Raw genomic sequence first — 26,602 nt, forward strand, 5'->3', positions numbered from 1 at the left:
GCACTGCAAGACCTGCGATATCAAGGACCCGACGCAGAACATTGTGTGGGTGCCGCCGGAGGGGGGCGGCGGGCCGAATTATCCGAATATGTGATTGTTCGGGTTTAAGGCTTCAGGAAATAGCGCCGGTTCTTATGCTCAGAACCGGCGCTATTTTATTTGGCGATATGCGCGGCGATATGAGGCGTCGTCGTCACCACGTCGCCGTTCTGCGCGCGATGCCGCAACGCATGATCGATCAGCACGAGTGCGAGAAGCGCTTCGGCGATTGGCGTCGCCCGGATACCGACGCACGGATCGTGGCGGCCGAAGGTTTCGACCGTCGCGGAATGACCGGCTTTATCGATGGATTCGCGCGGCGTGCGGATGCTCGACGTCGGTTTGATCGCGATCGATACAGTGATGTCCTGCCCGCTCGATATGCCGCCCAGCACGCCGCCAGCATTGTTCGCAGCGAACCCCTCCGGCGTCATTTCGTCGCCGTGAACCGAGCCGCGTTGCGCGACGCTCGCGAAACCCGCACCAATTTCAACACCTTTCACCGCGTTGATGCCCATCATCGCTTTGGCGATGTCGGCGTCGAGACGGTCATAAAGCGGCTCGCCCAGCCCGGCCGGCACACCCGTCGCCATCACGCCGATGCGCGCGCCGATCGAATCGCCATCCTTGCGCAGCGCGTCCATGTACTCCTCGAGGCGCGGCACGATTTCCGCGTTCGGCGCGAAAAACGGATTCTCCCGGACGTGTTCCCACGCAACGAACGGAATCGGGATTTCGCCGAGCGCGCTCATGAACCCGCGTGTTTCGATACCCATGCGCTCACGTAGCCATTTCTTCGCTACAGCGCCGGCAGCCACGGTCGGCGCCGTGAGCCGCGCCGATGACCGCCCACCGCCGCGATAGTCGCGGATGCCGTACTTCTGCCAGTAGGTGTAGTCGGCATGCCCGGGACGGAACGTCTCGGCGATATTGCCGTAATCCTTGCTGCGCTGATCCGTATTCCGGATCAGCAACGCGATAGGCGTACCGGTCGTTTTGCCTTCGAACACGCCCGAGAGAATCTCGACCTGATCGGCTTCCTGACGCTGCGTCACATGTCGCGACGTACCCGGTTTGCGTCGATCCAGTTCGATCTGGATATCTGCCTCCGAGAGTTCCATTCCCGGCGGGCAGCCGTCGATCACGCAGCCAATCGCGGGACCGTGCGACTCGCCGAAGTTCGTGACGGTGAAAAGCGTGCCGAGTGTATTGCCGGACATGAGCGTCGTCCTGAAAAAAGCGAAAGAGCCAATATTATGCCAGCCGAGCGCGCTTTAAGCCCCCCTGAGCCTTCTTGAACCTGCCCCCCCGGGGCTTATTTGCGGGCGCCTCGCAGTGTTGTGACCACCTCTTGCAGATGTTCCGGCGTGGCATTGGCCGGATCGATAGGCTCGCCTACCGCGAGCGTCAGGCGGCTCATCACCCCGCGATGAACAGGACGCGGCCAGCGGTTGTCATCGTGGCGTGAAAAAACGCTGCCCCAAAGACCGCGTAAAGCGATGGGCACGACCGGGGCGGAATGGCGCCGGAGAATTTCCGTGATGCCGTGGCGGAACGGGTTGATATCGCCGGTCCGGGTCAGCTTGCCCTCCGGGAAGATGCACACCAGATCGCCGTCGGCGAGTGCACGGCCGCAGGCATCGTAGGCTTTTTCCAGCAGTTTTGCGTCTTCGTGAGCCGGTGCGATCGGAATGGCCTTGACGTGACGGAACAGCCAGCCGACCAGCGGCGAGCGGAAAATCCGGTGATCCATCACGAAGCGAATCGGCCGCGGACTTTCCGACATGATCACGATGGCATCGACGAAACTGACGTGATTGCACACCAGCACCGCCGCCCCGTGCTCAGGAATGCGCTGGGCGTTCACCAGCCGGATCCGGTAGAACGTATGCACGAGAGTCCATGCAAGAAAGCGCAGCAGGAACTCGGGCACAAGCGAATAGATGTACGCGGCCACCACGATATTCAGCAACGCCGTGGTGAGAAACAGCCCCGGAATGCCCACGCCCGCCGACGTCAGGCCGACCGCCATCAACGCCGACACGATCATGAAAAACGAGTTGAGGATGTTGTTCGCGGCGATGATGCGCGCGCGGTGCGTCGGCTGGCTGCGCGACTGGATCAGCGCGTAGAGCGGCACGCTGTAAAAACCGCCGAACATGGCGAGCAGGAACAGGTCGGCCAGGATGCGCCAGTGCACGCCCATTTGAAGAAACTCGCCGACGCCCATCAGATGACCCGCCGGCGCGATGTCGTGACTGGCAAAAAACAGGTCAATGGCGAAAACGCTGATACCGATCGATCCGAGCGGCACGAGGCCGATTTCGACACGGCGTTTCGAGAGCTTTTCACACATCAGCGAACCGATGCCGATACCAATCGAAAACGTGCCGAGCAGCACGGTCACGACGTCCGGATTCGCCGACAGGACGTCCTTCGCGAAGTTGAAGAACGACGTGAGAAACGTCGCGCCGACAAACCACAGCCACGAAATCCCGAGCAGGCTCAGGAACACGGTCCGGTCCTGACGCGCGAGCGCGAGGTTACGCCAGGTCTCGCTGAACGGGTTCCAGTTGATCTTCAGGTCGGGCTGCAGCGCTGCGGTTTTCGGTACGAAACCCGACGCGACACGCCCGATCAGCGCAACCGTCACGCAGCACACGGCAAGCAACATGGCGCCGTGCTCGGTCAACCCCGCCGCCGCGCCGCCAATGATCGTCCCGATCAGGATGGCGACGAACGTCCCCATTTCGACCAGCCCGTTGCCACCAACAAGCTCCGACGGCTGGAGATGCTGCGGCAGATACGCGTATTTCACCGGTCCGAAGATGGTCGAATGGACACCCATGAGGAACGTGCAGGCGTACAGCAGCGGCGCGCTGTGCAGCATGAAACCCGCGCCGCCGATCAGCATCACCACGATTTCGAAGGTCTTCACGAAGCGCGTGAGCGTGGCCTTGTCGTATTTATCGGCGACCTGGCCTGATGTCGCGGAAAAAAGCACAAAGGGGATGATGAAGATGGCGGAGATCAGGAAAGCGGCGGTTTTCGGATCGACACCTGAAAAGCGTGCCGCCTGAAACGTGACCAACGATGTAAAGCCGACCTTGAAGACGTTGTCGTTGAGCGCGCCGAGAAATTGCGTCCAGAAGAACGGCGCAAAACGACGTTCGCGCAACAGGCGAAACTGACTGTCGCCATGTTGGGCGCCAGCCTTTTTCGCTCGGGTCGATGCAGATGTTTCGCTCATGGATTATTGGAATTGATAGCTGAGAGAGTTGATCCGTTGAAGGTACGAAAAAAATGCGCGCCGCTCGGGCGCGCATTTTATGCGTGACATTGTGATGCGCTTCGACCAGGTCAGCGCGAATCGTTCCAATCCCGCTAATCGCGCGACGCCCCGGTCAACGCGCTTCTTCCTGCTGCTCCGGCCAGTCGCGGATATAGGCCTTGAGCATCTTGTTCTCGAAGCCCTGCTCTTCCACCACGGCCTTGGCCACGTCGTAGAAAGAAATCACGCCCATCAACACGTTCTTTTCCATGACCGGCAGGTAACGAACGTGATGCTCAAGCATCATGCGGCGCACCTCGTTCACGTCCGTTTCCGGCGTACACGTGATGGGGTGATCGTCCATGACCTTGCGGATAGTGGAGGTACCCACGCTGCCGCCGTTCTCGCTCAGCGTGAGGATGATCTCGCGGAACGTGAGCATGCCGGCGAGATCGCCGTATTCAATCACCACAAGTGAACCAATGTCGTGTGACGCCATTGTGTTGATTGCTTCGTGCAGCGGCGTGTCGGGTGTCACCGTGAAGAGCGCGTTGCCCTTGACGTTCAAAATGTCGCTGACTCGCATGATTGTCTCCTCGCGAAAAGCCTGAATATCTGTCGATCCTAGCGGAAAGGCAGGTAAAAAGAAAGCGCGCAAGAACCCCGTGTTTTGTCTGCAAAAGCACGCGGGGCGGGCTTTTGCACCGGGTCGGCGCATCCCGCGCCAAGGCTGCCCTTGCGCGGCATGGCGCCGCATCGGGCAAATGCCTGCGCTGGCGTCTACCCCAAGTTTATCGGGCCACACCCGATGTTACGATAATTGACTCTTTTCCCATGGTAGACCGTCCACGATGCCCGCCAACCGCTTCGACACGCTCGTGCTGCACGCCGGCGCAGCGCCCGACCCTGCCACAGGCGCCCGCGCCACGCCGATCTACCAGACCACGTCGTTCTCGTTTCGCGACACCGACCACGCTGCTTCGCTCTTCAACATGGAGCGCTCAGGACACGTTTATTCACGTATTTCGAACCCGACCGTCGCCGTATTCGAGGAGCGCGTAGCCGCGCTGGAAGGCGGTGCGGGGGCAATTGGCACGGCCAGCGGACAGGCCGCGCTGCATCTTGCGATCGCTACGCTGATGGGTGCGGGTTCGCACGTGGTCGCGTCAAGCGCGCTGTACGGCGGCTCGCACAACCTGCTGCATTACACGATGCGGCGCTTCGGGATCGACACCACGTTCGTGCCGCCGCACGATCCCCACGCCTGGCGCGCAGCCATCCGCCCCAATACGCGACTGCTGTTCGGCGAAACACTGGGAAACCCCGGTCTCGACGTGCTCGATATTGAGACGATTGCCGAGATCGCGCATTCGAACCACCTGCCACTGCTGGTGGATTCGACCTTCACCACGCCCTATTTGCTGCGGCCCTTTGATCATGGCGCCGACTTCGTCTACCACTCGGCGACCAAATTCCTGGGCGGCCATGGCACGACAATCGGCGGCGTGCTGGTGGACGGCGGCACGTTCGACTTCACCGCCACCGATCTTTTCCCCGAGTTCACCGAACCCTACGACGGTTTTCACGGCATGGTCTTCACCGAAGAAAGCACCGTCGCGCCGTTCCTGCTGCGCGCCCGCCGCGAAGGCTTGCGTGACTTCGGAGCCTGCCTGCATCCGCAAGCTGCGTGGCAACTCCTGCAGGGCATTGAAACCTTGCCGTTGCGGATGGACCGGCACGTCGCCAACACGCGCAAGGTGGTCGAATTCCTGCTCGCTCACCCTGCCGTGGAAGGCGTGGCTTATCCGGAACTCGAGAGCCACCGCGACTACGCGCTCGCTCAGCGCCTGCTGCCGCGTGGCGCGGGCGCCGTATTCAGCTTCGACCTGCGGGGCGACGTCGCGGCAGCGCGGCGCTTCATTGAAGCGTTGACCCTGTTCTCGCATCTCGCGAACGTTGGCGATGCGCGCTCGCTCGTCATTCACCCCGCTTCAACCACCCATTTCCGCATGGATGCCGCCGCCCTCGCCGCAGCGGGCATTGCGCCGGGACGTATCCGGCTGTCGATTGGCCTGGAAGATCCCGACGACCTTATCGATGACCTCAAGCGTGGCCTCAAGGCGTCGCAGAAGGCTTCGTCAAGCGCTGCGCGCAGCAGCGACGGGAGCCGCGCATGATGCTCGAAGTCGAGGGCGCTTCAGCCTACGCCTACACCGGCGGCCACGCGTTCGAGCCGGATCGTCCCGTAGCCGTGTTCGTGCATGGCGCCAAGCACGATCACAGCGTCTGGGCTCTGCAGACACGCTACTTTGCCCATCACGGCCTGAACGTGCTTGCCGTCGACCTTCCCGGTCACAACCGCAGCGCAGGCCCGGCGCGGCGAACCATTGCGGCGCTCGCGGACTGGCTTGTCGCTGTACTGGATGCCGCCGAGGTCAAGGAAGCCATGTTGATTGGCCACAGCATGGGCTCCCTGATAGCGCTCGATTGCGCCGCGCGTTATCCGTTACGCGTCACACGTCTTGCCCTGCTCGCCACAGCCTTTCCGATGACCGTCTCCGACGCCCTTCTCGATGCCGCGCTCAATCGCGAACCCGAGGCCATCGACATGGTCAACCAGTGGTCGCACTCGTCGATCGCCGCCAAACCGTCGTGCCCCGCACCGGGGTTCTGGCTGCAGGGCGCCAACCAGCGCCTGATGGAGCGCGTGGCCGCACTTGGCGAGCCCCATCTCTTCCATACCGATTTCAGCGCCTGCAACGCGTATGCGGAGGGATTTGAACGGGCGGCTGCGCTACGTTGCCCGGTACAGATCATTACCGGCCGCCTTGATGCCATGACGCCGCCCCGCGCCAGCCGCGCACTGACCGACGCGATGAAGCAAGCGAATGTCTCTGTTGAAACAGTCATGCTGGACGCCGGGCACGCACTGATGAGCGAGCAACCCGATGCGACCCTCGCCGCGTTATTCAGTTTCGCAACGCGCCATTTTAGGTGACGGATCACGTTGCGGCACATGAACCAAACTCATGAGCCAAGCTTACCGGCCCTCTCTCCACTCCGCTATCAGCCGGATGGGAGGGGTGTCCAACAGTTTCCGGGTCAGAAGCGAACGCAGTTGCACAGTGTGCTCAATCGCCGGAGAATGAATCCTGCTGAGCCAATGCTGCAACCTGCTCGAAGGAGACTGTCATGGCCCAAACCACGCATTCCGATCACTTCGCGAGCTTCGCCGAGTTCTATCCGTACTACCTCGAAGAGCACCGTAACGTGGTGTCACGCCGGCTGCACTTCATCGGTTCGCTAGGCGTAATTGGCTGTCTTGCAATGGCTATTGCCACCGGCGACTGGCTCTGGCTTCCCGCTGCCGTTATTTGCGGCTACGGCTTTGCGTGGGTCGGCCATTTCTTCTTCGAGAAGAACCGCCCGGCCACCTTTCGCCATCCGCTCTACAGCCTGATGGGCGACTGGGTCATGTTCAAGGACATCTGCATCGGCAGGATTTCGCTTTAGCGTGCTTCGAAACGCCGGGTGATTCAGGCGGTTTGATGCGGCATGGACGTTACCCCTTGTGCCCCTCGAGCACCTTCCTGGCGAGAGGCCGCACGCGCCGCCAGCAGCGTAGCCAGCGTAACCTCGAGCTTCTCGTTGCTCAGCGCGTTCATCAATGCGGCACGGTCAATGTGCGAGGAATCGAGGCGCAACTGATAATCCAGCTCTTCGCGTTCGATCACGAACAAATCGAAGAGGCTCGACACCGTGATCTGTTGCGGATTGGCGATCAGCACATAGCGCGGCACCCGAAGATTCTCCAGCCTCGCAATCCATTCCAGCGCGTCGAGCTTGCGAACCAGGCGCATGGACGTATCCATGTCACACCGCAGCATCCGTGCAAGCTCGAGGCCGGTGTAACCCGGCAAGCCGGCTTCACGCGCCTCTGCAAGACGAGCGAGCAATTCGAGGGCATCAAGCAGATCGCTCCCCGGAAAATCATTTCGATGAAACTGGCCGATCCGGATTGCCGGCAACGCCGACGTGAGCATTGCGCCGATCAGCGTGATCATCCAGCACAAATACACCCATAGCAGGAACACGGGCAACGCGGCGAACGCGCCATACACGGCGGTATAAGTTGGAATACGCCGCACGTAATAACCGAAACCGCGCTTCGCCAGTTCGAACGCGATAGCCGCGACGAGTCCGCCAACCAGCGCATCGCGCCACTCGACTTTGCAATTCGGCAGGAACACATAGAGCATCGAGAACGCCAGCACCGTGAACGGCAGCGATACGCTAGCCAGTGCCCACTCGACCACCGGCGGCAGGAGATTATGTGAGCCGGCAAACGCAATGGACTGCGCAAACAGGTAAGACGAGATCGACAAGCTCACGCCGAACAGAATAGGACCGAGCGTGATGATGGCCCAATACACCAGGACGCGTTGAGCGAACGGCCGCGATTTGCGCACGCGCCAGATCACGTTGAACGCGGACTCGACCGTCATCATCGTCATCACCGACGTGACGAACAAGATGATCATGCCGACCGTTGTCAGCCCCTTCGCCTTCGACGCAAACTGGTTCAGGTACTTGAAGATCTGGCTGTTGATCTGCGAGGGCATCAGGTGCGCGGCAAGAAAATCCTGCAGCGACATCTGGAACGAAGCGAAGATCGGAAACGCCGTGAAGAGCGCGAACGCAACAGTCGCAAGCGGCACGAGCGACAGCACGGTGGTAAATGTCAGGCTGCCGGCTACCTGCGGCACGCGATCCTCGCCCGTACGACGCGCAACGAAGCTGGCAAGCCGCTTCGCCGTGTCGAGATCGATGGGAAACTTCAGCAAGAATCTCTCTCCTTGAAACACTGCAACAGATCCGCGGCGCGGTTTGAATGGCGGGCTGAAGCATGCCAAACGCATGCCGAAATACACCCCAAAACGCCCCGCCCACGTACCCGATCCTTATAATACCCGTTCACCGAAAAGGCTCATGAACGACATTCTCGTGCTCTACTACAGCCGCAACGGCGCCACCCGCGCACTCGCCCAGGCGATTGCGCAAGGCGTCGACAGCGTACCCGGCATGCAGGCGCGCGTGCGCACCGTGCCTCCTGTATCCACCGTCTGCGAAGCCACGCAGCCGGATATTCCCGCCGACGGCCCGCCCTATGCCGAAGTGCGTGACCTGGAAGAATGCGCCGGGCTCGCACTTGGCTCGCCCACGCGGTTCGGCAACATGGCGGCCCCGCTGAAATACTTCCTCGACGGCACCTCGCCGCAATGGCTATCCGGCGCGCTGGCAGGCAAACCCGCCAGCGTCTTCACCTCCACGGGCAGCCTGCATGGCGGACAGGAAACCACCCTGCTTTCCATGATGCTGCCCTTGCTTCACCACGGCATGCTGATCGTAGGCATTCCGTACACCGAGCCGAAGCTGACCACCACGCAAACCGGAGGCACGCCCTATGGAGCGTCCCATTTCGCGCGTGCTGAAACGGCTGACAGCGGCATCTCCGCCGACGAGAAAGCATTGGCCATGGCGCTCGGCGCACGCCTGGCCACGACGGCGCTCACGCTTCAGCGCGGCGGCGCCTGATTGATGACCACACCCCCCGTCATGGAAACAGCCGGCACACAACCGGGCTTTGCGCGAGGCGCGCTGTTCAGCCTGATTGCGCTGATTGCGTTGTCGCTCGCGTGGGAGCTTTGGCTCGCGCCGCTGCGCCCGGGCGGCTCCGCGCTTGCGCTCAAGGCCATCCCGCTGCTGTTCGCGCTGCGCGGCACCTTCCGTCGCAACGTGTACACGCTGCAATGGGCATCAATGCTCGTGCTGCTGTACTTTGCCGAAGGCGTTGTGCGCGGCATGACCGACGGTGGATTGTCAGCGCGCCTTGGCTGGCTCGAAGCGCTGCTCGCCCTTGCATTCTTCGTCTGCGCGCTTGGCTTTGTCGCGCCGTTCAAACGTGCTTCACGCGCCGCGAAGCGAGCGAAGGCCGCTGCCGCGGCGACCACCTCGGCGCCAGACTCGACGCCCGACGGCAATCATTTGTAGCATGGAATGGTCGGCGTCAACGAGACCTATGCCATCAAGCCAGGGTTCGCCCGGTTCAACCTTGCGCGATACTGTGTCATCCGTCGCCCACGCCACCGCCATTGAAACTCATGACCGCATCCGACCGTTCACGTTACTTTGTTGAAGCCTGCATCGAAGCGATCGGCGCCGCCCATGTGCTGACCGACGCCCATGACACCGCGCCGTTTCTCACGGACTGGCGCAAGCGCTATCACGGCCAGACATGCGCCGTACTGCTTCCTGGTACGACCGAACAGGTCGCGAAGGTGGTGCAACTCGCTCGGGAACATCGGGTTCCTATCGTGCCGCAGGGCGGCAACACGGGCCATTCCGGCGGGGCAACGCCAGACGCCAGCGGCACGCAGGTGGTCATCGGCCTGCGCAGGCTGAACCGGATTCGCGCTGTCGATCCGCTCAACAACACCATCACGGTGGAAGCCGGCGTGATCCTCGCCGATATCCAGGCGCGCGCCGAAAAGGAGCAGCGGCTCTTTGCGCTCAGCCTCGCGGCCGAGGGCAGTTGCACGATCGGCGGCAATCTTTCAACGAACGCGGGCGGTACCGCCGTTCTGCGATATGGCAACACCCGCGAGTTGTGCCTCGGGCTGGAAGTGGTCACTCCGCAAGGTGAAATTTGGGACGGTTTGCGCGGGCTGCGCAAGGACAACACGGGCTACGACCTGCGCGACCTGTACATCGGCGCGGAAGGGACGCTCGGCATCATCACCGCCGCCGTGATGAAGCTGCATCCGGCGCCAGTCGCGCGCGTGACGGCGCTCGCGGCCCTCGCCTCACCGCAGGCCGCGCTCGATTTCCTTGCTACCGCCCAGCGTTACGCCGGTCCGTTGCTGACCGGCTTCGAACTGATGTCGGATTTTTCGCTTCATCTGGTGACCACGCACTTCCCTCAGATGCGTTACCCCTTCAGCGAAAAACACGGCCAGACCGTGTTGCTCGAGTTGTCGGAAAGCGAAAGCGAAGAGCACGGCCGCGTGTTGTTCGAACGGCTGATGGAACATGCACTGGAGCAAGGACTGGTCGAGGATGCAGTCGTTGCGGAAAGCTTGTCGCAGTCGCGGGCGTTCTGGAATCTGCGCGAACATATCCCGCTCGCTCAGGCCGTGGAAGGACTCAATATCAAGCACGACATCGCGGTGCCCATTTCCCGCATCGGGCATTTCATCGAAGCAACTGACGCACTCATCGCCCAAGCCATTCCGGGTGTGCGCATGGTGACCTTCGGCCATCTTGGTGACGGCAATCTGCATTACAACGTGCAGGCGCCGGAAGGCGTAGATCCGGAACGCTTCCTGGCGGAATTCCAGGCACCGGTCAATGCGCTGGTCTACGAAAGCGTACACGCCCATCGCGGCAGCATCAGCGCGGAGCATGGGTTGGGGCAATTGAAGGTGGACGAAGCAATGCACTACAAGTCACCGGTGGAAATACGGCTCATGCGTGCACTCAAGACTGCACTCGACCCTGAGAACCTGATGAATCCGGCCAAGGTCCTGCCAGACGTGCGTGCACCAGGTGCACCCGGTGCGTCGCGCGCGTCGTCGTAAGTGTACGTAGTTGCGCTGAGGAGATAAGTACCGTGAAGATTCGCGTTCTGTCCGACCTGCATCTCGAGCACGACGAGCCGCTCGCCATTCCCTACGCAGAGGCGGATCTCGTCGTGCTGGCCGGCGACATCCACAATCATGTGGAGGGTCTGCGCTGGGCCGCCGAAAACTTCGGTTCGGAGGTACCCGTTGTTTATGTGCCGGGCAACCACGAGTATTACGACGGTGAATTCGGTGCGCTCGAAAGCGCAATGCAGGACGCCGCGCGCAGCTTGCCCAATGTACATTTTCTGAACAACACCACCCTCACCGACCGCTATGGCAAGTGGCGCGTGCTCGGCACGACTTTGTGGACGGATTTCGCGCTGTTCGGCGCGCGCGATGAGGCAATGCGCGAGTCCATCGCAGCTGCCGAGCGTGTGATGCTCGACTTCCGGGGCGTGATCCGGGTTGCATGGCCGGAGCCCGAAGACGAACCGCGCTCGTTTAGTCCCGGAGACTCTCTGGCGCTGCATGAGCAGGCTCGGGCATGGCTGGAAGATGAGCTGGCAAAGCCCTTCGACGGCAAGACGATCGTTGTGACCCATCACGCGCCGCACAGACAAAGTCTGGCTGAGAAATTTGCTACGGACCGGGCATCGGCGGGGTTTGTGAGCGATCTGGCCTCGCTCGTGCGTGCACCGGTGGCGCTGTGGGTTCATGGCCACACGCATACCGCATTCGACTACGTTGCCGAGGGAACGCGCGTGATCTGTAATCCGCGCGGGTATCGCGACCGGCGCACGGGTATGCCTGAAAATCCGTCGTTCGAATGGGACAAAGTGGTCGAGATCTGAGCGGCCAGGCGCAATGAATCTCTAAAACACGTTTCCGGCATGGGTACGCAGCGGTGGCGTAGTGCCGAAAAGAACGCAAACCGGTCATGACGCAAACAACCGGCCTATCAGCGTTATGGGTAAAAAGGGTAAAAACACCCGTTCCGGGCCGAAAAATCTCAAGCTCCGGAAGGGGTTCAGAACCGGTTCAGATGCGGTTTACCCGGCGCAGGGTTAAAACTCACTGCGCCCACTGCAAAAAACAAAAAGACCGATAAATCGGTCTTCTTTTGCTCAACGATCCGACGAATCGCGCGATTGACGGTTTTTACGCTCGTCGATACGGATCGGGATCAGGCGCGCGCGTTTTGCATTCTCGCGGGCCGTACGCAGCAGTTCGCGAGTGGCGGGCACGGCGATCAGAGCCAGCAGTACGTAGATGGCGATCATCAGCGGCGTATTCATAACTTCCTCGGATATTGTCAAATCGGTAAAAATGAATCGGTGAAGCTAAAGCACAAACTACAAGCTATCAACATGCGGCCGAAATAACTGTAAGCAAGTGTTGCATCGCGGCAAATGACAAAACCGCTATCAGCTTTTCCCTATTCTCCTGCTCATAAGCTTACGACGCCACAAATTCCTGCAGTGATTTTTCATCGGCGGCGAGTGCGGCAGGCAACTCAGCGCGCAAATACTCCACCCATGTCCGGATTTTCGCATCCAGGTACTGACGAGACGGATACAGCGCAAACACATTGAGCATCTGCATGGTGTACTGCGGCAAAACGCGCACCAAGGTCCCTGCGCGCAATGCAGGCAACGCGGACGACGTGGGCAATATCCCCACGCCCATGCCTTCGCTGATTGCCACGGCCATGGCCTCAGCCACATTCACCGTGAAGGTCGCCGATCCAAGCGTGATGGTTTCCTGCCCGTTCGGGCCGTCGAAGGTCCATTTGTTCGGAGGAAACGCGGGCGTAATGAGTTGCAAGCACGTATGCCGTACCAGATCCGACAAGACATGCGGCACGCCGTGCTCCTGAATATAAGCAGGCGACGCGCAGGCAATGCTGAATGCGGTTCCCAGGCGCTGGGAAACCAGCCCTGAATCGGGTAGTTCGGTCCCAAGCACGATGGACACGTCAAAACCTTCATCCAGCAGGTCAGGCACACGCTGCGCAAGCGTCAGGTCGATCTGCACCGACGGATGCAGCTTCTGGTAGCTCGAAATCATCGGCACGATGTAATGCTGGCCGATCCCCGCCATGGTGTGCATCTTGAGCTTGCCGGACGGACGGGCGTGCGCATCCCCGGCTTCGGCTTCCGCCTGATCCACGTACGCCAGGATCTGCTCGCAACGCTGCAGATAACGCTCGCCCGCCTCGGTCAGCGCGATCCGGCGCGTGGTCCGGTTGAGCAAGCGAGTGCGCAAATGTGCTTCGAGATCGGAGACGGCGCGCGAGGCATAGGCCGTGGTCGTGTTCAGGTGCTGAGCCGCGGCGGTGAAGCTGCCGGCTTCAACAACCCGCGAAAACACGCGCATGTTTTGAAGCGTATCCATGAGGCTTGAGTCTCGTTCAAGTGATGCCGCGTTGTTGCCGCATTGTTTCGTTATGGGCAACGGTGATTACCTCATAACCCGTAACAATGCTTTGCATTTTTACCAGTTACTCGCCAATCAGGGCAAAAATATAATTCTGGTCTGTGTCTCAATCCGTTTTGAGAAATAATTTTGCTAGTTCGCACGATCAGAACGACCATCATTCCGATGGTTCTTACATTTATTTTAACAATAGCAGGCTGCGCGAGCACTAAAAACGTCGGTCCCGAAGATACTCTGAAGGACGCGTCTTCGCTCGATGCCGGCGCGACGCTGCGCGCGGCTAACGCCGACGCTGCGTGGCCGGCGTCGACATGGTGGCAGGCCTACAACGATCCGCAGCTCGATGCGTGGGTCGCGCGTGCGCAAGCCGGGAATCCGACGCTGGCGCTAGCCGCCGCGCGCGTACGCGAAGCCCGTTCGATGACGGGGGTGGCGCAAGCTGCCCTCGCGCCTCAAGTCGATGGATCGCTGGCGATCAATCGCCAGCAGTGGCCGGAAAACGGCTACTACGGCCCCGGCACGTTCAACAACGTCAACACCTGGGACAACACAGGCGCGCTTCAACTGTCGTATAACCTCGACCTCTGGGGCCGCGACGGCAACGCGGCGAAACGCGCGCTGGACGCCACTCACGCCCGCGCCGCCGATGCCCGCGCCGCGCAACTCGAACTCGAAGCGAACGTGGTGCGCGCGTACATTGGTTTGTCGCAGGGATTTGCGTTGCGCGACATCGCTCAATCCACGCTCGAGCAGCAGCAGAAAATCGCGGCGCGGGCGCGTCGGCGGCTGCAGGGCGGGATCGGCACGCAGCTTGAAGTCGCCCAGGCGGAAGCGTCGTTGCCGGACTACGAGCGTCAGGTGGAGACCTACGAGGAAGCCATCGCGCTCTCCCGCAACCAGCTAGCGGCACTTGCCGGCGCGGGGCCGGGAGCGGGTGATTCGATCACGTGTCCCGTGCTGTCGCTGGCCACGCCGCTCGGCTTGCCGTCGGCTTTGCCCGCTGAACTGATCGGACGCCGCCCGGATGTGGTGGCGGCACGCTGGACGGTTGCGGCTCAAGCGCGCGGTATCGATGTCGCCAAGGCGCAGTTCTATCCGAACATCAACCTGATGGCGTCGCTTACGCAAATGTCCGCGGGCGGCGCGCTGCTGACGTTCCTGACCGGCGACGGCAGCGGCTGGACTGCGGGACCCGCGCTGACGCTGCCCATTTTCGAAGGCGGCCGGCTGCGCTCGCAGCTTGGGGCGGCGTCGGCGCAATACGACCAGGCCATCGATCAATACAACGCAACGCTCGTTGCGGCGTTGCGCGATGTCGCCGATCAGGTCGTGCGGCTCCAGTCGCTCGATCGCCAGCTCGACGCGTCGGGCCGTTCGGTCGCGGCTGCGCAGAAGAGTTATCGGCTGGCTGACGAGGGGTATAAGCGCGGCTTGACCGATTACCTGAACGTGCTGGTCGCACAGACGCAATTGCTGCGCGCGCAGGACGGCGAGGCGCGGGTTCGCGCTGAACGGCTCGCGGTGTATGCGACGTTCTCGGCGGCGCTGGGTGGCGGCATCGACAGCTCCACCGACAGCCCTGCCGACACGCAGATGAGACCTGCGAAACATATCGGACCATTCGCGGCGCATAAAGACGCGTCGGCCGGCGACCGGAGCGAGTGAGCATGTCGACGCCCTCCTCCACGCTGAACCGTCCTCATCCGCTGCTCGCGGACTGGGCGGCTACCGAAGGCCTCGCGTGGGTCTACATCTTCAAGACGATGCTGGCGGCGTTCCTCGCGCTGTGGATCGCGATGCGTCTCGACCTGCCGCAACCCCGCACCGCGATGACAACGGTCTTTGTCGTGATGCAGCCGCAAAGCGGCATGGTGCTGGCGAAAAGCTTTTACCGTTTCTGCGGGACGCTCGTCGGACTTGTAGTGATGCTCGCGCTGATCAGCCTGTTCTCGCAACAACCGGTTCTGTTCTTGTCGGCGACAGCGCTCTGGGTCGGCATCTGCACGGCGGGCGCGGCGCGTAACCGCAACTTCCGCTCGTACGGTTTCGTGTTGTCGGGTTATACGGCCGCGCTCATCGGAATACCGGCCGCGCAGCATGCGGATGCCGCCTTTCTATCCGCGATGACGCGCGTAGCCGAGGTATCGTTAGGCATCCTGTGTTCAGGTGCGGTCGGTGCGCTCGTGTTTCCGCGCCATGCCGGTGCACAAGTCCGGGTCACCGTGCGGCGGCGTTTCACCGCGTTCGTGGATTACGTGTCGAACGCGTTGGGCGGAGGTATCGAACGCTCGCAGATCGAGCGCATCAACGCGGCGTTCGTCGCGGACGTCGTCGGGCTCGAGGCTGCGCGCAGCGTGGCCGTGTTCGAAGATCCCGACACGCGCATGCGCAGCGGCCGGGTCGCGCGGCTGAACGGCGAGTTCATGAGCGTATCCACACGCTTTCACGCGCTGCATCAGTTGATGAACCGGCTGCGCGTCAACGGGGCAGCCACGACAGTCGATGCACTGGAACCGTATTTCCGCGAAGTTGCGCCTTTGCTGAGCGCCGCGGGCGCGCCGGTGGAGAAAGCCGCCGATGCCGCCCACGCCGCCGCCCAACTCGACACATTCAAAGCCTGGCTGCCCAAGCGTATCCGCGCAACGCGGCGCGCGCTCGATCCGGCAATCGACCTGCTTGAATTCGATACCGCCGCCGAACTGCTGTATCGCTTCGTGGACGACCTGCATGCCTACACGCTGACCTATGCGTCGCTGGCGGTGCCCTCGCACGAACGCGAGCACCGCATCACGCGTTATGTCCCGAAGACCAGCCTGCTGGCGGCCGGCGTTTCCGGGCTGCGCGCGTTCATCGTGATCCTGGTCCTGAGCGGCTTCTGGATCATGTCGGCATGGCCTAGCGGAGGCACGGCCGTGCTCGACGCGGCAGCGGTGATCGCCCTTGCGTCGTCATCGCCGCGTCCTACGCAAATGGCCTTCCAGATGGCGGCGGGCACCGCGCTCGCGACCGTCGCGGGCATGATCGTGGTGTTTGCGCTGTATCCCCGTATCGATGGTTTCGTGCTGCTGGCGGCTGCGCTCCTGCCGTTCCTGATGCTTGGCGTTTATATCAGCACGCGGCCCGGCATGACAGGCGTTGGCGTCGGTTACTGCATCTTCTTCTGCTTTCTCGCCGGTCCCGACAACGTCATTCAGTACGACCCATCAGGCTTTATCAACGACGCCATTGCGCTCGTCCTTTCCATGCTTGTCTGTTCGATGGCCTTTGCGGTGCTGCTGCCCACCGACGCGCCTTGGCTGCGCCGTCTGCTGCTGCGTGAACTGCGGCGGCAGGTGGTAACGGCAAGCAAGGACAGCCTGACCCGGCTCGCCATGGGTTTTGAAAGCGGTACACGCGACCTGCTTTCGCAGATCGATGCGCTCTCGGCGGGTCGGGAGGATCTGCAGCGCGAAGCATTGCGCTGGCTGTTCGCGGTGCTTGAAGTGGGTCACGCGGTGATTGACCTGCGTACCGAGTTGACTCGCGCGGACACAGTAACACCGGCGCGAGCGTCCATCACGCAGGCGCTGCATCAGGTCGCGTGCCTCTTCGATCGCCCCACCCCTCGACGTTTCGACGCGGCGTTATCAGCGACCACGCGGGCTATCGACGACCTGCGGGCGCAACTCGATACGGTGCACGAGCGTTGCGAAGAGCGCCATCGCCTGCAACGCATGTCGAGTCATCTGCATTTTATTCGTACGGCGCTGCTCGATCCGCAATCGCCGTTAGGCCACCTCAGCCAAAGTGAACGCCCGCCCGAAGGAGCGCCCCATGCCGCGTGATATCGCCATTCTGGATGCCTACGTACCGACAATCCTGCTGCTGTTTATCGCGGGCGGCTTGCTGACCTGGTTCATCGACCGGCTGCTGGCGCTGACGGGGTTGTATCGCGTGGTGTGGCATCCGTCGCTCTTCCGCGCGTGTCTGCTCGTGTGTAGCTGCGGCCTGCTCGGGCTCGCGGTGTATCGCTGAACCATCGCTGAATATTGTTGAAGGACTAAAACCGCATCATGATCATCAGGAAAATTTTCGGCATCTTCATGACGGCGCTCATTTTCTGCGCGGCCATCTTGATCGGGCGTGTGCTGTGGGTGCATTACATGGACCAGCCGTGGACCCGCGACGGCCGCGTGCGCGCCGACGTCATCAACGTCGCGCCCGATGTCTCGGGCGCGGTCGTGACCATGCCGGTCGCCGATAACCAGTTCGTGCACAAAGGCGATCTGCTGATGGAGATCGATCCGTCGCATTACAGGATTGCCGTCGAACAGGCACAAGCCACCGTTGCTGCACGCCAGGCGGATTTGCGCATGCGTCGCGATGACGCCGCGCGCCGGGCAGATCTGGACAACGAGGTGGTGTCGAAGGAATCGCGCGATAACGCCAGCCAGGCCGCATCCGGCGCCGCCGCGAACCTGCAGCAAGCGCAGGCGGCGCTCGATGCCGCCGAACTCAACCTGGCGCGTACCAAGGTGTTTGCACCGGTGGACGGCTACGTGACGAACCTGAACGTGCATCGCGGCGACTACGCGACAACAGGCTCAGCAAAGCTCGCTATCGTCGATAGTCATTCATTCTGGGTCTACGGATATTTCGAGGAAACGAAGCTGCCGCGTGTGCGTATTGGCGATAAGGCCGAGATGCAGCTGATGAGCGGCGGCGTGTTGAAGGGCCATGTGCAGAGTATTTCGCGCGGTATCTATGACCGCGATAATCCGCAAAGCCGCGAACTGCTCGCCGATGTGAACCCCACGTTCAACTGGGTCCGGCTCGCGCAACGCGTGCCGGTGCGGATTCATATCGACGAGGTTCCGGCGGACGTTGTCCTGGCCGCAGGGACAACGTGCACGGTGGTCGTGGAGCCTACCGGCAAGCCCGGCAATTCATAGCGAGCTGAGCGTTTCCTCAGTCGTATCGATGACCATGAGCCCTGCTCTCAAGCCCGGTTTTACCGTCGGATTCGGAAACACGATGCGCTCCTCGTCGCGCAGCACTTCATACTTGTAATCGCCATCCTCGGCGAGCACGGTGCCGCACGCAAACGGCGTGAAGTTCGCGACATCACCGGCTACGTGGAGCTTGAACTGCTCGCTCTGTTTATCGATTTGTCCGACGACCGTGAATACCTTCAGCGTGCTGTTCGGCGTTGCTGGTGCAAGCCCGGCGATCAGCCGCCGCAATGCCGCGTCGGACGCCAAGAAGCGGGACAGATCGTTATGCCCGAACGCGCGCACCTTGCCAAGCTCCAGCGTGCACGCGAGCGCCCCTGATTGCTCCGCCGTGAAATGCGTGAACGTGTTCGACTTCTCCTTGTGCAGCAACACCGCGGACAACCCCGCGTCCCGCAACCAGTCGAACATCACGCGTGACAGCGGCGCGCCCGTGTACGGCAGCAACGCAAACTGCTCGAACACCGACGGGCGAATGGCAGTGTGCATGTCGATGTGCCACTTCGCGTGAGTTGAGTCGGCATCGGCAAAAAACGCCCGCGTCACGCTCTCCAGTTCCGCGGCACGCGGCGATTCATGACTCGCCGCGAGTTGAAGATAGCGGCCGTTGAACAGCCGGTTGAGATCGTCATCGCGATAGCGGCTGGCCGCCCGCATTGCGTCGATGTTGCCAAAAATAACCAGCACTCGGCTCTTCAACGCCGCCTTGCCGCTCGCAATATCCGCGACGAGCATCGACAGCATTTCGATCGGCGCGGTTTCATCGCCGTGAATCCCGGCCGATGCCACCACGCTTTGCAGCACCGCACCTTCCGGCTCGAAACGAACGATGCCATCGCCGAGCCACGTCCAATTCACGCCACTCGGCAACCGGCCTTCCGTCAGCGCGGGCTTTTTTCCATCGAGCACAAAGTCGAGAAAGTTCGCGAACATGGCCGGCTCAACGCTGGAAGTCATAGATAGCGCCCAGCTTGAGAATGCCGGTCAACGCGTCAAGCGCCGCACGTGATTCATCGAGCAGTTTCAGGTCGGCGAGGTCCCCGGGTGCAATGCGGTCGCGATAGTGCGTGTCGATCCAGGCATCGAGTTGCGCGAACAATGTGTCGTTCATCCACACGCCCGGATTCACGGCGACGCGCTCCGCATCGTTCAACACCACGCGCAGGCGCAGGCAAGCGGGACCACCGCCGTTCTTCATGCTTTCGCGAAGATCGAAAACGAGGACGTCATCAATGGACGTGGACCGTGCATGCAACGAATCGAGGTACTTGGCGACGCGTGCGTTCTCCCTGCACTCCTGCGGCACGACCAGCACCTGCCGGCCGTCGGGCCGTGTCAGCAACTGGCTGTTGAACAGATACGACGATACGGCATCAGCTACGCTGACTTCGTCTTCCGGCACTTCGATAGCGGTGAACGCGCCGCCATGCGTTTCAAGTTTTGCGCGAAGCTGGTCGTACACGCTGGCCTGATCCAGGAACGCGCGTTGGTGGCAAAACAGCGTGTTGCGGTTGCCCACGGCAATCACGTCGTTATGAAACACGCCTGCATCGATCACGTCAGGAAGTTGTTGCGCGAAGACAGTGGCGTCGTCGGAAAGACCATGAAGACGTGCGACCGCGCGGCTTGCTTCCAGCGTCTGACGTGCTGGAAAGCGCTTCGGTTCAGCCGAACCCTGACCGTATTCGCTGCGTCCGTAGACGAAAAACTCCACGCCCTTCTCGCCGTACTCATTGCAAAAGCGCGTGTGGTTGGCCGCGCCTTCATCGCCCAATGCCGGCGTGCCAGGCAGCGCATGATGAATCCTGAAATGCTTCTCGTCGGAGAAAATGGCCGAGAGCGAACGGCGCGTTTCTTCATGCTCGATTGCACGATGCAACTTCGTGCTGAGATTGGCCGGCGTGAAATGCACGCGGTTATCGTTGGTATCCGCCGATGGGCTCACCGTCGCCGCGTTCGCAGTCCACATCGCCGAAGCGGAACTCGCAGCAGCCAGCAATTCCGGCGCTTCTCGCGCAGCGCGTTCGACTACCGTAGCGTCGTCGCCGGTGAAACCAAGGCTACGCAGCAACTTGAGCGAGGGCCGCTCCAGCGGCGGCAGCACGCCCTGGTGGAATCCAAGGTCGGCCAACTGCTTCATCTTGCGCAGGCCCTGCTTCGCCGCGGCCTTCGGATTGGCGGCCGACTTCTCGTTGTTGCGCGACGCGACATTGCCGAACGACAGCCCCGCGTAGTTGTGCGTCGGACCGACCAGCCCGTCGAAGTTCGCTTCGAATGCTTGCATCGTGGTTCCTCAGAACTGAAGGCCGGGCGAGACGCTCGCGGGCATGTGCAACTGGGTGCTTTCGACCGATGCCATAGGATACGAGCAATAATCCGCTGCGTAAAATGCGCTCGGCCGCTGGTTGCCCGAGCGTCCGATACCACCGAACGGCGCCGCCGATGACGCGCCGTTCGTCGGCCGGTTCCAGTTCACAATGCCGGCGCGAATGGTGTGCTGGAAATGGGTCCACGCGGCTTCGTCGTCAGCCAGCAAGCCCGCGGACAAACCGAACGCGGTGTCGTTGGCGCGCTCAATTGCCTGGTCGAAGCTGCTGTAGCGCGTGAGTTGCAGCATCGGGCCAAAGTGTTCTTCGTCGGGGACGTTGCGCGCATTCGTCACGTCGATGATCGCCGGCGTAACGAATCCAAGGTGTGCCGAACGCTGTGTCATTTGAAGCAAGGGCTCGCCGCCCGCTTCGATCAACTGCGTTTGCGCGCGCACGAGCTTCGCGGCGGCGCGCGCCGAGATCACGGCGCCCATGAACGGTTGCGGGTCGGCATCGAAGGCGCCGGTTTTTATCTTCGAGGTCACATCGATCAAGCGCGTGGTGAACTGTTCGCCGAATGCGTTATCCGGAACGAACAACCGGCGGGCGCACGTGCAGCGCTGCCCTGCCGACAAATACGCCGACTGGATCGTGTGATGCACGGCGGCATCAATGTCCTCGACCTCGGCCACGACGAGCGGATTGTTGCCGCCCATTTCCAGCGCGAGCACGATCTCCGGACGGCCGCCGAATTGCCGGTGCAGCAACGTGCCGGTATCTGAACTGCCGGTAAAGAACAAACCGTCGATCTGCCGATGATTCGCCAGCGCAATGCCGGTGTCCTTCTCGCCTTGCACGAGATTCAACACGCCGGCCGGCAAGCCGGCCTGTGCCCACAAATCCACCGTCAACGCAGCCACGGCCGGCGCGAATTCCGATGGCTTGAACACAACCGTATTACCCGCGATCAACGCCGGAACAATATGGCCGTTCGGCAAATGTCCGGGGAAGTTATACGGCCCGAACACGGCCACGACGCCATGCGGACGATGCCGAAGTACCGCTATGCCATCGGCCATTTCCTGGCGCTTCTCGCCGGTGCGTTCGTGGTAGGACTTGACGGAGATATCGACTTTGGCGGCCATCGTCGCGACTTCGGTCCTCGCTTCCCACAACGGCTTGCCGGTCTCGAGACCAATGGTGTGAGCCAGCGTTTCCTTGTGCTCGGTCAGCAGTGCCGCGAAACGCCGGGTGATCGCAATGCGTTCGTCCAGCGTCAACGCGGACCACGAAGCGAACGCGCGTCGTGCTGACAGCACGGCCTGGTCAACGTCCTGAGCCGCTGCGCTCGCCCCTTCCCACACCACGTTGCCGTTGCCCGGATTGCGCGATGCGAACGGCGCGCCCGTGCCCTCGCTCCAGGTTCCGTCGATAAAAAGTTGAGCCGAAATCTTCGTCATATTCGTTATCCTTAACTTGCGTTCTTGGCGCGTGGTTTCGATGCCAGCACGCGCACCGTGTCGCCCGCTTGCACGCGCAGTGCCGCGGCCTCTTCCGGTGTCAGCAGGAAGAAGCCTTCTTCGGGCACGCCGAAGGTCGCGCCACAGCGGAAGTCGTCGAGCGATGTATTCGATACCAGGCTGCGAGCCTCGCCGTGCTCGGCACGCTCACCCACGCGCACTGTCACCAGCACGCTCTCGCGCACCGTGCGCAAGTCCGCTACGTGACATTCGAGGACGGGACCGGCATCGAAGATATCGACGTGATTTTCGTAGCGCAGCCCTTCGGTTTCGAGCATCTTGCGTGCGGGCATGGTGTCGCGATGCGTCAACCCGACCGCCGCTTGCGCATCTTCCGGCAGCATCGCGAGATAGACCGGATACCGCGGCATCAACTCGGCGAGGAACGACTTCTTGCCGTGCGAGCTGAGATAGTCGGCGGCGTTGAAATCGATCTGGTAAAAGTGCGACCCCACTGCCTGCCAGAATGGCGACGCGCCGCTTTCATCGAAGTGGCCGCGCAGTTCAGCGCACAGGCGCTCCGGGAAACGCTCGCGGAATTGCGCCATAAACATGAAGCGCGAACGCGACAGCAAACCGCCCACGCCTGCCGTGCGATATCGCGGGCTCAGGAATAGCGAGCAGACTTCCGCGTAACCGGTCAGATCGTGCGAGATGTTAAGCAGCGACATCTTGGTCCACACGCCGAGATCCCGGCTGGCATGCACGACTGTCGATACCCGATAGTTATAAAACGGCTGCTCCAGCCCGACCTCGGTTTCAATACCGCACACGCCGGCAATATCGCCTGTCGCGGTGTCTTCCATCGCGAACAGATACCCTGCTTCGAACGCTTCAGCCTCATCGGCGAGCGTGCGTCGTGCACGTTCAACGCGCGCGGTGAGCGCATCGCGATCCGGCTTGAAGGTGGTGAGTCCCGGTCCGGTCTCGTGCGCGAGCGCGACGAGCGCGTCGACATCTCCAGGCTGCACGCAGCGGACAACGATCATTGCAATTCTCCCGAAGCCTGATGAAGCGGCACACAACGCACCGTATCGGAATCTTTCACGCTTAAAACCGTGCACAGTTCCGCGGACAGCGGCGCACCGGTCGCGCGCGAGGAAGGCAGATTGGCTAAAGCGCATCGGAACGCGTGCGCGCCGCCGGCTGCAATCAGGTACGGCGTACCCGACGTGCCCGTGTCATCTTGAGCCGTCCGCACGGCGCGAACTTCGTTCGCCAGCACGGACGCACTGCGATCCACCGCGACGGTCAGGACCGGGCCGGCATCGAAGATATCGACGAAACGATCCGGCTCGAAACCTTCTTCAAGATGGATGTCATACGCGAGCAATGCGCCGTCGTCCGGCTCGCCCAGCACACGCTGCGCCTCAGGCGGCAACAGCGGCACGTAGAGCGGATAACTCGGCATCACCTCTGCAATAAATGTACGGCTCCGACCGCCCGATTCCAGCTCGACCTGCTCAAAGTCGCGGCCGAAGAACTTGCGCCCGACCGCCTCCCAGAACGGCGATACCCCCGCTTCGTCGGTGACGCCGAGCATCAGCGAGAAGACGTCGTCGGAGAAACGCTTGCGGTTCGCGGCCACGTACATCATGCGGGCACGCGAAAGCAGATGCGCGGCGGCGTCGTGCGTGGCTTCGCGCACTGATGGATCAACATAGAAACCCGTCAGCCGGCTCTTGCCCGTGAGCTCATGCGACATGGTGAGCGCGTGGATCTTGCGGTTCACCTTGAGTTCGCGCGACGCGTGGATCAGCGCGTCATTGCGGAACGCGTAGAACGGCTCCGAATAACCCGCCGACGCGACGATACTCGACGTGCCAAGCAACGCGCCCGTCGCGGTGTCTTCGAGCACGAAGAGATAAAACTCCTCCCCGGGAAACTCGACTTCCGCGCGGAACGAATCTTCGGAGAGCGCGACGCGCGTCTCCAGCACATGACGGTCACGCGGCAGCGAATGCAGCACCGGATGCGCGGCGTGCGCCATCCGTTCGAGCGCGTCGAGATCGGCGAGTCTTGCGGGGCGGACGATTAACATCGGCGGTTCCGTTGGTTTAGAGAAGATGCCGAAGTGCGCACGTTCAATGCGCCACGTCAGCGATAGCCTTTTCGATGCGCGCAAAACCTTCGTCGAGATCGGTCATCGGCATGATCAGGGACGGCGCGAAGCGCAGTACGTTCGGCCCCGCGATCAGCATGATCACGCCGTGTTTCGCGGCGGCGTTGAGCACGTCCTTCGCGCGGTCCTTGTAAGCATCGGCGAGTTCGGCACCAATCAGGAGACCCTTGCCGCGAATCTCCTTGAACACGGAGAAACGCTCATCGATGCGCTTCAAGTGCGCCTTGATCGCAACACTGCGTTGCTGCACCCCTTCGAGCACGGCAGTGTCGCTGATCAATTCAACCACCTTGTCCGCAATCGCTGCGCCCAGCGGATTGCCGCCGTATGTCGTGCCGTGCACGCCGACCTTGAAATGCGCGGCGATCTTGTCGGTGGTCAGCATCGCGCCGATCGGGAAGCCGTTGCCAAGCGCCTTCGCGGTCGTGAGGATGTCCGGCGTCACGCCGTAGCCCATGTAAGCGTAGAACGAGCCGGTACGGCCCACGCCCGTTTGTACCTCATCAAAAATCAGCAGTGCGCCGTGCTGGTCGCAAGCCTCGCGCAGGCCCTTGAGGAATGCGGGATCAGCCGGCAACACGCCGCCTTCGCCCTGCACCGGCTCGACGATCACCGCGCAGGTTTGCGGACCGATTGCTGCACGGGCGGCGGCCAGGTCGTTATAGGGAAGATGCGTGATGCCTTGCGGCGTCGGGCCGAAACCTTCGGCATATTTCGGCTGGCCGCCCACGCTGACGGTGAACAGCGTCCGGCCGTGGAACGACTGCGTGAACGAAATGATTTCGACTTTCTGCGGACCGGTGTTGTCGATAGCGTAACGGCGCGCGAGTTTCAGCGCGGCTTCGTTCGCTTCGGCGCCGGAATTCGCGAAGAACGCGCGGTCGGCGAAGGTGAGATTGGTCAAGCGGGTTGCAAGCCGCAGCACGGGTTCGTTGGTATAGCCGTTGCCGATATGCCAGAGTTTCTGGCCTTGATCGTGGAGCACTTTCAGCAGTTCGGGATGCGCATGACCCAGCGCCGTCACCGCGATGCCGCCGGCGAAATCGACATAGTCACGACCTTCCGTATCCCACACGCGCGAACCGAGTCCGCGATCCGGCACGAAATTCGCCGGGGAGAAAAGAGGCACCATCACTTCGTCGAACGTGCCGCGCGTTACATTGAGATCCGTCATGAATCGCTCCTTTGCTTGTTCGGGTAGTCAGCTTATTTTTCAGCTTACACATCGTTATCAGATGGTAGGCGCGCGCGGGCGCCGCGTCTTGCGGGAACGCGACACGGTTTCATGGTATTCGAGGGCATTTACGCTTGTAAGTCAGTCGCAAGACATCGGCGTCCAGCCCGCCGCTGCAGATTGCACGCGGGACGCGACCGAACCCGCAGCGATCACACCGATCGCTGCGCTGGGGCCCGCAGCCATGCCGGAGCCCGCGCCGATGAATCCAGCCCTACTTCAGGCTGCCGGACAGGAATTGCCGCAGCCGCTCGCTATTGGGCGTGCTCAGCACGTCAGCCGGCGCGCCCTCCTCTTCGGTGCGCCCCTGATGCAGAAACATCACATGATTCGATACATTGCGCGCAAAGCCCATCTCGTGCGTCACGACGATCATCGTGCGGCCTTCTTCGGCCAGCTTCTGCATCACTTTCAGCACTTCTCCCACCAACTCGGGATCGAGCGCGGAGGTGGGTTCATCGAAGAGCATCACGTCGGGATGCATGGCGAGCGCCCGGGCAATGGCGACCCGCTGCTGCTGGCCGCCGGACAGATGCGACGGATATTGCTTCTCCACCTTCGGCGCCAGCCCGACCTTCTCCAGGCATTCGCGCGCGCGTTCGCTCGCCTCCTTCTTCGATAACCCCAGCACGTGCATGGGCGCTTCCATGACATTTTCAATCGACGTCATGTGCGCCCACAAATTGAAGTGCTGGAACACCATCGCGAGCTTCGTGCGCACGCGTTGCAACTGCTTGTGGTCCGCGACTTCGAGATTGCCCATGCGATCGGTTTTCGTGCGCACCGGTTCACCGTCGACGATGATCTCGCCGGCGTTCGGCCGTTCCAGGAAGTTGATGCAGCGCAGGAAAGTGCTTTTGCCCGAGCCGCTTGACCCGATGATGCTGATCACATCGCCGGCGTTGGCTGCGAGCGAGACGCCCTTGAGCACCTCGTTCTCGCCGAAACGCTTGTGGATATCGCGGGCGACGAGTTTGACCGCGGCGTTTTGCGCGGCAGCGGATGCAGCATTTTGTGCGGATGAGTCCAACGCATTCTCCCCGGAAAGTGGGTCTGAC

At 61.7% G+C, this 26,602-nt stretch carries 25 protein-coding genes; 12 read left to right on the forward strand and 13 right to left on the reverse strand.

Going from position 1 to position 26,602, the window contains the following annotated elements; genetic code table 11:
- The coding region (locus ABH944_RS37780) for a 4Fe-4S dicluster domain-containing protein (protein WP_404613222.1) at positions 1-94 on the forward strand (94 nt) is incomplete at its 5' end.
- A 61-nt stretch (positions 95-155) separates the two neighbouring features.
- Here ABH944_RS37780 and aroC read toward each other — a convergent pair.
- The 3 genes from aroC to ABH944_RS37795 form a co-directional block, all read right to left on the reverse strand.
- The gene (aroC, locus tag ABH944_RS37785) at positions 156-1,259 is read right to left on the reverse strand and encodes a chorismate synthase (RefSeq protein WP_404613216.1); all 1,104 of its coding nucleotides are present in this window, start codon (positions 1,257-1,259) and stop codon (positions 156-158) included.
- Positions 1,260-1,354: 95 nt separating this feature from the next.
- Entirely contained in the window at positions 1,355-3,289 is a 1,935-nt protein-coding gene (locus ABH944_RS37790) for an MFS transporter (RefSeq protein WP_404613214.1), read from the reverse strand.
- Between the two features lie 154 nt (positions 3,290-3,443).
- Positions 3,444-3,896 (reverse strand): CBS domain-containing protein, encoded by a 453-nt coding sequence (locus ABH944_RS37795; protein WP_031359018.1) that lies wholly within the window; start codon positions 3,894-3,896, stop codon positions 3,444-3,446.
- Between the two features lie 265 nt (positions 3,897-4,161).
- Between ABH944_RS37795 and ABH944_RS37800 the strand changes: the two genes are divergently transcribed.
- The 3 genes from ABH944_RS37800 to ABH944_RS37810 all read left to right on the forward strand — a co-directional run bounded on the left by ABH944_RS37800 (position 4,162) and on the right by ABH944_RS37810 (position 6,823).
- Complete coding sequence (locus tag ABH944_RS37800) at positions 4,162-5,487, forward strand: O-acetylhomoserine aminocarboxypropyltransferase (protein ID WP_404613212.1); 1,326 nt, start codon at positions 4,162-4,164, stop codon at positions 5,485-5,487.
- On the forward strand, positions 5,484-6,308 hold the full coding sequence (locus ABH944_RS37805; protein ID WP_404613210.1) for an alpha/beta fold hydrolase: 825 nt from the start codon (positions 5,484-5,486) through the stop codon (positions 6,306-6,308). Before ABH944_RS37800 ends, ABH944_RS37805 begins: the two co-directional genes overlap by 4 nt.
- Positions 6,309-6,502: 194 nt before the next feature.
- Positions 6,503-6,823, forward strand: coding sequence for an Mpo1-like protein (locus ABH944_RS37810; protein ID WP_062091667.1), 321 nt, complete (start codon positions 6,503-6,505; stop codon positions 6,821-6,823).
- A gap of 23 nt (positions 6,824-6,846) precedes the next feature.
- Here ABH944_RS37810 and ABH944_RS37815 read toward each other — a convergent pair whose 3' ends face one another.
- Positions 6,847-8,154, reverse strand: a complete 1,308-nt coding sequence (locus ABH944_RS37815; RefSeq protein WP_404613208.1) for a YihY family inner membrane protein — start codon at positions 8,152-8,154, stop codon at positions 6,847-6,849.
- A gap of 145 nt (positions 8,155-8,299) precedes the next feature.
- Here ABH944_RS37815 and wrbA point away from each other — a divergent pair, with 145 nt between their 5' ends.
- The 4 genes from wrbA (at position 8,300) to ABH944_RS37835 (ending at position 11,783) form a co-directional block, all read left to right on the forward strand.
- Positions 8,300-8,905, forward strand: a complete 606-nt coding sequence (gene wrbA / locus ABH944_RS37820; RefSeq protein WP_404613206.1) for an NAD(P)H:quinone oxidoreductase — start codon at positions 8,300-8,302, stop codon at positions 8,903-8,905.
- Between the two features lie 3 nt (positions 8,906-8,908).
- Complete coding sequence (locus ABH944_RS37825) at positions 8,909-9,361, forward strand: DUF2069 domain-containing protein (protein ID WP_404613204.1); 453 nt, start codon at positions 8,909-8,911, stop codon at positions 9,359-9,361.
- A gap of 110 nt (positions 9,362-9,471) precedes the next feature.
- Positions 9,472-10,947 carry an FAD-binding oxidoreductase gene (locus ABH944_RS37830; protein WP_404613202.1) on the forward strand — a complete coding sequence of 492 codons (1,476 nt, stop codon included), beginning with the start codon at positions 9,472-9,474 and terminating at the stop codon, positions 10,945-10,947.
- Between the two features lie 32 nt (positions 10,948-10,979).
- A complete protein-coding gene (locus ABH944_RS37835) occupies positions 10,980-11,783 on the forward strand; it encodes a metallophosphoesterase (RefSeq protein WP_404613200.1) in 804 nt (267 codons plus the stop codon).
- A 273-nt stretch (positions 11,784-12,056) separates the two neighbouring features.
- On the opposite strand, the gene ABH944_RS37840 is transcribed toward ABH944_RS37835, so the two are convergent.
- Entirely contained in the window at positions 12,057-12,227 is a 171-nt protein-coding gene (locus tag ABH944_RS37840) for a hypothetical protein (protein ID WP_156529088.1), read from the reverse strand.
- 160 nt (positions 12,228-12,387) lie between these two features.
- Positions 12,388-13,326, reverse strand: a complete 939-nt coding sequence (locus tag ABH944_RS37845; RefSeq protein WP_404613198.1) for a LysR family transcriptional regulator — start codon at positions 13,324-13,326, stop codon at positions 12,388-12,390.
- A 207-nt stretch (positions 13,327-13,533) separates the two neighbouring features.
- Between ABH944_RS37845 and ABH944_RS37850 the strand changes: the two genes are divergently transcribed.
- Genes ABH944_RS37850 through ABH944_RS37865 form a run of 4 tightly spaced genes read left to right on the forward strand, consistent with a single transcriptional unit; the run spans position 13,534 to position 18,299 of the window.
- Positions 13,534-15,033, forward strand: a complete 1,500-nt coding sequence (locus ABH944_RS37850) for an efflux transporter outer membrane subunit (RefSeq protein WP_404613196.1) — start codon at positions 13,534-13,536, stop codon at positions 15,031-15,033.
- A gap of 2 nt (positions 15,034-15,035) precedes the next feature.
- Positions 15,036-17,192 carry an FUSC family protein gene (locus ABH944_RS37855; RefSeq protein ID WP_404613194.1) on the forward strand — a complete coding sequence of 719 codons (2,157 nt, stop codon included), beginning with the start codon at positions 15,036-15,038 and terminating at the stop codon, positions 17,190-17,192.
- The gene (locus tag ABH944_RS37860) at positions 17,182-17,382 is read left to right on the forward strand and encodes a DUF1656 domain-containing protein (RefSeq protein WP_031359030.1); all 201 of its coding nucleotides are present in this window, start codon (positions 17,182-17,184) and stop codon (positions 17,380-17,382) included. The genes ABH944_RS37855 and ABH944_RS37860 overlap by 11 nt, the downstream gene beginning before the upstream one ends.
- A gap of 38 nt (positions 17,383-17,420) precedes the next feature.
- Complete coding sequence (locus ABH944_RS37865; protein ID WP_404613192.1) at positions 17,421-18,299, forward strand: efflux RND transporter periplasmic adaptor subunit; 879 nt, start codon at positions 17,421-17,423, stop codon at positions 18,297-18,299.
- Here the strand turns inward: ABH944_RS37865 and astE are convergent.
- The 7 genes from astE to ABH944_RS37900 form a co-directional block, all read right to left on the reverse strand.
- The gene (astE, locus tag ABH944_RS37870; protein WP_404613191.1) at positions 18,294-19,316 is read right to left on the reverse strand and encodes a succinylglutamate desuccinylase; all 1,023 of its coding nucleotides are present in this window, start codon (positions 19,314-19,316) and stop codon (positions 18,294-18,296) included. The genes ABH944_RS37865 and astE overlap by 6 nt on opposite strands.
- On the reverse strand, positions 19,300-20,643 hold the full coding sequence (astB, locus tag ABH944_RS37875; RefSeq protein ID WP_404613189.1) for an N-succinylarginine dihydrolase: 1,344 nt from the start codon (positions 20,641-20,643) through the stop codon (positions 19,300-19,302). The genes astE and astB overlap by 17 nt, the downstream gene beginning before the upstream one ends.
- Positions 20,644-20,652: 9 nt before the next feature.
- The gene (gene astD, locus ABH944_RS37880) at positions 20,653-22,128 is read right to left on the reverse strand and encodes a succinylglutamate-semialdehyde dehydrogenase (RefSeq protein WP_404613187.1); all 1,476 of its coding nucleotides are present in this window, start codon (positions 22,126-22,128) and stop codon (positions 20,653-20,655) included.
- Between the two features lie 11 nt (positions 22,129-22,139).
- The gene (gene astA, locus ABH944_RS37885; protein ID WP_404613185.1) at positions 22,140-23,177 is read right to left on the reverse strand and encodes an arginine N-succinyltransferase; all 1,038 of its coding nucleotides are present in this window, start codon (positions 23,175-23,177) and stop codon (positions 22,140-22,142) included.
- Positions 23,174-24,229, reverse strand: coding sequence for an arginine/ornithine succinyltransferase subunit alpha (gene aruF / locus ABH944_RS37890; RefSeq protein WP_404613183.1), 1,056 nt, complete (start codon positions 24,227-24,229; stop codon positions 23,174-23,176). Before aruF ends, astA begins: the two co-directional genes overlap by 4 nt.
- 43 nt (positions 24,230-24,272) lie before the next feature.
- Positions 24,273-25,484 (reverse strand): aspartate aminotransferase family protein, encoded by a 1,212-nt coding sequence (locus ABH944_RS37895; protein ID WP_404613181.1) that lies wholly within the window; start codon positions 25,482-25,484, stop codon positions 24,273-24,275.
- A 274-nt stretch (positions 25,485-25,758) separates the two neighbouring features.
- Positions 25,759-26,574: an ABC transporter ATP-binding protein gene (locus tag ABH944_RS37900; RefSeq protein ID WP_062091653.1), complete on the reverse strand. Its 816-nt coding sequence runs from the start codon at positions 26,572-26,574 to the stop codon at positions 25,759-25,761.
- Positions 26,575-26,602: the final 28 nt, after the last annotated feature.

Source organism: Caballeronia udeis, assembly GCF_044909315.1.
Classification (GTDB): domain Bacteria; phylum Pseudomonadota; class Gammaproteobacteria; order Burkholderiales; family Burkholderiaceae; genus Caballeronia; species Caballeronia udeis_A.

Coding starts and splice junctions, on each gene's coding strand:
- ABH944_RS37845 (WP_404613198.1), bottom strand. CDS start 13,326: ATGGATACGCTTCAAAACATGCGCGTGTTTTCGCGGGTTGTTGAAGCC.
- ABH944_RS37805 (WP_404613210.1), top strand. CDS start 5,484: ATGATGCTCGAAGTCGAGGGCGCTTCAGCCTACGCCTACACCGGCGGC.
- aroC (WP_404613216.1), bottom strand. CDS start 1,259: ATGTCCGGCAATACACTCGGCACGCTTTTCACCGTCACGAACTTCGGC.
- ABH944_RS37800 (WP_404613212.1), top strand. CDS start 4,162: ATGCCCGCCAACCGCTTCGACACGCTCGTGCTGCACGCCGGCGCAGCG.
- ABH944_RS37795 (WP_031359018.1), bottom strand. CDS start 3,896: ATGCGAGTCAGCGACATTTTGAACGTCAAGGGCAACGCGCTCTTCACG.
- ABH944_RS37810 (WP_062091667.1), top strand. CDS start 6,503: ATGGCCCAAACCACGCATTCCGATCACTTCGCGAGCTTCGCCGAGTTC.
- ABH944_RS37790 (WP_404613214.1), bottom strand. CDS start 3,289: ATGAGCGAAACATCTGCATCGACCCGAGCGAAAAAGGCTGGCGCCCAA.
- ABH944_RS37865 (WP_404613192.1), top strand. CDS start 17,421: ATGATCATCAGGAAAATTTTCGGCATCTTCATGACGGCGCTCATTTTC.
- ABH944_RS37855 (WP_404613194.1), top strand. CDS start 15,036: ATGTCGACGCCCTCCTCCACGCTGAACCGTCCTCATCCGCTGCTCGCG.
- ABH944_RS37850 (WP_404613196.1), top strand. CDS start 13,534: ATGGTTCTTACATTTATTTTAACAATAGCAGGCTGCGCGAGCACTAAA.
- astE (WP_404613191.1), bottom strand. CDS start 19,316: ATGACTTCCAGCGTTGAGCCGGCCATGTTCGCGAACTTTCTCGACTTT.
- astD (WP_404613187.1), bottom strand. CDS start 22,128: ATGACGAAGATTTCGGCTCAACTTTTTATCGACGGAACCTGGAGCGAG.
- astA (WP_404613185.1), bottom strand. CDS start 23,177: ATGATCGTTGTCCGCTGCGTGCAGCCTGGAGATGTCGACGCGCTCGTC.
- ABH944_RS37840 (WP_156529088.1), bottom strand. CDS start 12,227: ATGAATACGCCGCTGATGATCGCCATCTACGTACTGCTGGCTCTGATC.
- ABH944_RS37895 (WP_404613181.1), bottom strand. CDS start 25,484: ATGACGGATCTCAATGTAACGCGCGGCACGTTCGACGAAGTGATGGTG.
- ABH944_RS37825 (WP_404613204.1), top strand. CDS start 8,909: ATGACCACACCCCCCGTCATGGAAACAGCCGGCACACAACCGGGCTTT.
- ABH944_RS37830 (WP_404613202.1), top strand. CDS start 9,472: ATGACCGCATCCGACCGTTCACGTTACTTTGTTGAAGCCTGCATCGAA.
- aruF (WP_404613183.1), bottom strand. CDS start 24,229: ATGTTAATCGTCCGCCCCGCAAGACTCGCCGATCTCGACGCGCTCGAA.
- wrbA (WP_404613206.1), top strand. CDS start 8,300: ATGAACGACATTCTCGTGCTCTACTACAGCCGCAACGGCGCCACCCGC.
- astB (WP_404613189.1), bottom strand. CDS start 20,643: ATGCAAGCATTCGAAGCGAACTTCGACGGGCTGGTCGGTCCGACGCAC.
- ABH944_RS37860 (WP_031359030.1), top strand. CDS start 17,182: ATGCCGCGTGATATCGCCATTCTGGATGCCTACGTACCGACAATCCTG.